General features: G+C 62.0%; 4 protein-coding genes and 1 pseudogene. All 5 read left to right on the top strand.

The window, feature by feature from the left end:
• Window positions 1-308 precede the first annotated feature (308 nt).
• Window positions 309-1,055 carry a cytochrome c biogenesis CcdA family protein gene (locus EN750_RS23120; RefSeq protein WP_127379876.1) on the top strand — a complete coding sequence of 249 codons (747 nt, stop codon included), beginning with the start codon at window positions 309-311 and terminating at the stop codon, window positions 1,053-1,055.
• Window positions 1,056-1,134: 79 nt separating this feature from the next.
• The gene (locus EN750_RS23115; RefSeq protein WP_245481737.1) at window positions 1,135-1,458 is read left to right on the top strand and encodes a nuclear transport factor 2 family protein; all 324 of its coding nucleotides are present in this window, start codon (window positions 1,135-1,137) and stop codon (window positions 1,456-1,458) included.
• Window positions 1,455-1,598, top strand: a complete 144-nt coding sequence (locus tag EN750_RS40905; protein WP_245481736.1) for a hypothetical protein — start codon at window positions 1,455-1,457, stop codon at window positions 1,596-1,598. The genes EN750_RS23115 and EN750_RS40905 overlap by 4 nt, the downstream gene beginning before the upstream one ends.
• A 121-nt stretch (window positions 1,599-1,719) precedes the next feature.
• Window positions 1,720-3,078: a bifunctional UDP-N-acetylglucosamine diphosphorylase/glucosamine-1-phosphate N-acetyltransferase GlmU gene (gene glmU / locus EN750_RS23110; protein WP_127397750.1), complete on the top strand. Its 1,359-nt coding sequence runs from the start codon at window positions 1,720-1,722 to the stop codon at window positions 3,076-3,078.
• 177 nt (window positions 3,079-3,255) lie between these two features.
• Window positions 3,256-3,786: pseudogene (locus EN750_RS23105) on the top strand (glutamine--fructose-6-phosphate aminotransferase); the annotation flags it as partial.

The raw sequence follows: 3,786 nt of genomic DNA, 5'->3' as shown, positions 1-3,786 counted from the left end.
GGTATACAGCGTCATGCCGTTGGCGTCGGTGTAGATCTTGGTGCCATTGACCTCGGCTTCCTTCCACGCGTCGGCGGCGAAGGATGCGGCGGTGCTGAGCAGAAGCGCTGCCAGTCCTGCGGTTATGGTTTTCATGGAAATCTCCCTGACTGGTATCTGGAGACGCGCGGGAAATCGCGGCCTCGCTGTGTCAACGCCCAGGGGCTGCCGTTTCTTCCCCGGCAAGCATGATCTTGCCAACACAATGGTGATTGGTGGACAAGGCTGCGCGTCGCTATATCAGCGACACGACAGTGGAGTTCCTGGAAATGGCATTGGACATCGGCTATGTCAGCGCGGTCGGGGCGGGAGCGATCTCGTTCCTGTCGCCTTGCGTGCTGCCGCTGGTGCCGCCCTATCTCTGCTATATGGCCGGCGTCTCGGTCGACGATTTCCGCGGCAATGCGGGTGCGACAGCGCGTGAAGGCGCGCGCGGCGCGCTGCTTTATTCCTCGATCGCCTTCGTGCTCGGCTTCTCGACCGTCTTTGTCGCGCTTGGCGCCGGGGCTTCGACCATCGGCCGGCTGCTGCGTATCTGGCAGGAGCCGCTGGCGATGGGCGCCGGTGTGCTGATCATCCTCATGGGCCTGAATTTCCTCGGTATCCTGCGCATTCCGCTGCTTTCACGCGAGGCGCGCTTCCAGTCGCAAGGCAAGCCGGCAAGCGCCGTCGCCGCCTATGTCATGGGGTTGGCCTTCGCCTTCGGCTGGACGCCCTGCATCGGTCCGGTGCTCGGTCCGATCCTGACGCTGGCCGGCGGCCGCGAGACGGTGGGCGAGGGCGCGCTGCTGCTCGCCGCCTATTCGCTCGGGCTGGGTATCCCGTTCCTGATCGCCGCCCTGTTTTCCGGCGCCTTCATGCGCTTCCTCGGCAAATTCCGCGTTCATCTCGGCCGGGTCGAAAAGGCGATCGGCGCGCTGCTGGTGGTCGCCGGCGTGTTTTTCCTCACCGGCGGCGTGCAGACGGTGTCTTACTGGCTGCTGGAAAATTTCCCGGTGCTGGGGCGGCTGGGGTAGGTCGCGTCGGCGGAACGATGCACGGCAGCCCGCATTTGCAGTACCGTTGATCAACACTTTTTCGAGCCGGGAAGCGAGAATGGTAGCCAAGGCGGATGTGCGAAAATTCTTCAAGGTCTATGAGAAAATCTACAATGACGCGATCGCCGACACCGTCGACCTCAACGACGTCGCGGACATGTATTCGGCCGGTTTTGTCTCGGTGACGCCGGCAGCGGTCATGGTTGGCGAGAATGGCGAGCAGTTGAAGGCCATCATGACGAAGGGCTTTGAGGCCTATCGTGCCCTCGGCAGCAAGAGGATGACCTGCAAGGAGGTCTCTGTGACACCTGTCGACCAGGACCATTGCGTGGCTGAGGTAAACTGGGCCGGTGACTATGAAGCAAGGATGGGAGTCCCGTGACCATCGACTTTGCGGTCAACTATCTCGTCGAAAAGCGTGACGGCAAGCTGAAGGTGTTTGGCTGGACATCAGGTGACGAGCAGGCGGAATTCAGAAACACGGCCTGTTGTAGGTGTGCTGACTGCCGAATTCCGTTTTAAGACCCGCTGATTAAGAGTCAGCTGCTCCGCCATCTCACCGAAATTTAACCGCATTGGTGAAGCAAGGCGCCACTGCTAGCATGCTTTGATTCCCAACCCTTTTCATATGGTTGTCCCTTCCATGAGCCAGAGATCCTGCCTGTCCGTCATCCTTGCCGCCGGCGAAGGCACGCGCATGAAGAGCGTGCTGCCGAAGGTGCTGCACCAGATCGCCGGCCTGCCGATGGTCGCCCATGTGGTGAAGGCAGCCGAAGCCGCCGGCGCCGGCAGCCAGGCGCTGGTGATCGGCCATGGCGCCGACGAGATGCGCAAGGCTGCGGCAAAGTTCGCGCCGAAGGCCGAGACTTTCGTGCAGGAGAAGCGCCTTGGCACCGCGCACGCCGTGCTGGCCGCACGCGATGCGATATCAAAGGGTTATGACGACGTCCTGGTGATGTTTGGCGACACGCCGCTGATCGACGCCGATGCGCTGACCGTGGCGCGGCTGAAGCTGGCCGAGGGCGCCGCCGTCGTCGTGATCGGCTTCCGCCCGCCCAGCCCGACCGGCTATGGCAGGCTGATCGAGAAGGACGGCAAATTGGTGGCCATCCGCGAGGAGAAGGACTGTTCCGAGGAGGAAAGAAAGATCGGCTTCTGCAATGCCGGCATGACGGCGGTGGCCGGCGCCCACGTGCTGACGCTGCTCGATCAGGTTGGCAATAAGAATGCCAAAGGCGAATATTATCTCACCGACATTGTCGAGATCGCCAGTGCGCGAGGCCTCGATGTCGTCGCCACCGAAGCCAGCTTCGAAAGCGCACTCGGTATCAACAACCGCGCCGAACTTGCGCAAGCCGAGGGCATATGGCAGGCGCGCCGGCGGCATGAAGCGATGCTGTCGGGCGTGACGCTGATCGCGCCGGAGACCGTGTATTTCTCGCACGACACCGAGATCGGCACTGACACGATCGTCGAGCCCAATGTCTGGTTCGGTCCGGGTGTGAAGATTGCGACGGGCGCCAAGATACATGCGTTCAGCCACATCGAAGGCGCCACCATTGCGTCCAATTGCGATGTCGGGCCATACGCGCGACTGCGGCCGGGTGCTGATCTCCGGGACAAGGCCAAGGTCGGCAATTTCTGCGAGGTCAAGCAGGCGGTTATCGAAGAGGGCGCCAAGGTCAACCATCTGACCTATATCGGCGATGCCCGCGTCGGCGCGGGAGCCAATATCGGCGCCGGCACCATCACCTGCAATTATGACGGCTATTCGAAATTCTTCACGGACATCGGCGAGGGCGCTTTTGTAGGCTCCAATTCGTCGCTGGTGGCACCTGTCACCATCGGCAAGGGCGGCTACATCGCCTCGGGCAGCGTGATCACCGAAAGCGTGCCCGACGATGCGCTGGCCTTCGGCCGTGCTCGCCAGAAGACGATCCCGGGCAAGGGCAAGGAATTGCGCGAACGCTTTGCTTCGGCCGCGGCTGCGAAGAAAAAGTAAGACCAGCCCGCAAAAAACCGAACGATTGCAGTAACCGGATTGCAAGAGCGGTCTGTCATGGTGCATCGACAAGAATGAGCGTTCCGTTACACGGGACGAAATGCAATGTGACTTTCGCGGCAGGCCGGCCATCCCTAAATAGCGCTGGTTTTCCACGGGGAATCGGGGGCTGTCTGCATGTGCGGTATCGTTGGAATCGTCGGCCACTCGCAGGTTGCGCCGCTCATCGTCGATGCGCTGAAGCGGTTGGAATATCGCGGCTATGACTCGGCCGGCGTCGCCACCATCGAGCACGGCCAGCTTGCTCGCCGCCGCGCCGAAGGCAAGCTGATCAACCTCGAGCGCCGGCTCAAGGACGAGCCGCTCGACGGTACGATCGGCATCGGTCACACACGCTGGGCGACACACGGCGTGCCCAACGAGACCAATGCGCATCCGCATTTTTCCGACGGTGTCGCCATCGTCCATAACGGCATCATCGAGAATTTCGCCGAATTGCGCGAAGAACTGATCCGCGATGGCTATTCTTTCTCCTCGCAGACCGACACCGAGGTCGTCGCCCATCTGGTGGCGCGCGAACTCGCCAGAGGGCTGAAGCCGGTCGAGGCCGCGCACCAGGCGCTGAAGCGGCTGGAAGGCGCTTTCGCGCTGGCCATCATGTTCAAGGGCGACGAGGACCTGATCGTCGGCGCGCGCAATGGTCCGCCT

The organism is Mesorhizobium sp. M7A.F.Ca.ET.027.03.2.1 (genome assembly GCF_003999175.1).
Lineage (GTDB): Bacteria > Pseudomonadota > Alphaproteobacteria > Rhizobiales > Rhizobiaceae > Mesorhizobium.
The sequence above is the reverse complement of the archived record's forward strand: the minus strand, read 5'-3'. Positions and strand labels throughout refer to the sequence as shown.

Bases quoted from the DNA above. Each gene is read 5' to 3' on its own strand.
- EN750_RS23120 (WP_127379876.1), top strand. From the start codon at position 309: ATGGCATTGGACATCGGCTATGTCAGCGCGGTCGGGGCGGGAGCGATC.
- EN750_RS23115 (WP_245481737.1), top strand. From the start codon at position 1,135: ATGGTAGCCAAGGCGGATGTGCGAAAATTCTTCAAGGTCTATGAGAAA.
- glmU (WP_127397750.1), top strand. From the start codon at position 1,720: ATGAGCCAGAGATCCTGCCTGTCCGTCATCCTTGCCGCCGGCGAAGGC.